Source organism: Bacillus cereus group sp. BfR-BA-01331, assembly GCF_022663915.1.
Classification (GTDB): Bacteria; Bacillota; Bacilli; order Bacillales; family Bacillaceae_G; genus Bacillus_A; species Bacillus_A mycoides.
Genome location: NZ_JAKUGJ010000112.1, coordinates 1 through 1,308 on the forward strand (window position 1 = coordinate 1; position 1,308 = coordinate 1,308).

Below are 1,308 nucleotides of genomic sequence, written 5' to 3' on the forward strand. Positions count from 1 at the left end.
ATTTATCACCTTTACTTGCCAAAGTTGCTGCATATTGAGCAAGTTGAAGAGGAGTGTGTACTTCATTTCCTCCCCAAGAGGCATTTAATAAGGCGGAGATACCATTTTCAAACTTGTTTGTTGGATGAAATTCATATTGCCCGTCTTCTTCAAAAGGTAAATCAACCCCGGTTTTAGAACGAAGGCCAAATTGCTTTAAATACTCTGTCCATATATGTGCAACTTTTTCTATATTCCCATTATTTTGGTTGAATAAGGGTAGAGCTACTTTGGCTGTCATAAATGTGTTAGATGAATTAATGATAGCCTGCCTCGGTGTAATCTCACCTGTTGGCGTTCCAGGTGCATTCGTAATGTTATTTTGATTATCATACTGAAAAGTACCTTTATCTAAATAAGTATCTTCAGGTTGAAAAAGTTTTTCGTTTAATCCAATTAAAATAGTAAGTGGCTTTATAGTAGAGGCCATATTTACATAAGATTCACCATACTTTAATTTTTGAATTGCTTTATTTTGCGAAAGTGATTTGATGTTTTCTTTTTTAGATGATACTTGTTCATATAATGTATTTGGATCAAACACTGCTGAGTTGGCCATAGTTAAAATTGCGCCAGTTTTCACATCGGTTACCACAACGTAACCAGCATTAACATCAGTTATTTTCTTGATTTGAGATCTTAATGCCTCCTCTGTTTTTTGCTGCAACTTAGAGTCTAAAGCTAGCCGGACATCTTTTCCTTTTTGTACTTGTTGCATGTTCCATAAGAACTTTTTATTATTCATTTTAAAAATAAGAGTTTTTCCGGGTTTTCCTTTTAAATCATTTTCATATTGCAGTTCAATCCCGCTTTTTCCAACGGGTACATTTTTAGAATTAAGGTCATTTTCTACATACCCAATTACTTGTGAAGCAATTTCGTTCTTTGGGTAATATCGAATGAATTCGTCTTTGATCACTACATTTTTAGGTTTATTCTTGTTTATGAATGAAATTTCATTTTCATTTATATCAGAGTATAAGGATATTTCATTCATAGTCTGCTTATTAGAGGATTGTTGTAATTGAGATTTTATGTCCTCTGTAGAAATGTCATGTTGAAACTCGTTTGAAAATTGATTGAAAAAAGCTAATGTGTTTGATGTATCTTTATTCGATAGTTTTTCATCATTAGAAGTGCAATATAGAGACTTAACTTTCTTATTTGTAGCTAGTATTACACCATTTTGATCAAGAATTTTTCCTCTTTCAGCTGAAGAAGTTGCGATAGTAATTGAAATGAAGTTGATTTTTAATAAAATTAGTAAAA

Annotated in this window: 1 protein-coding gene; it reads right to left on the reverse strand. The window is 32.0% G+C overall.

The features are described 5' to 3' along the window. Nucleotides 1–1,308: peptidoglycan D,D-transpeptidase FtsI family protein (locus tag MR155_RS31120; RefSeq protein ID WP_242312108.1), on the reverse strand; the 1,308-nt coding region annotated here is incomplete at both ends.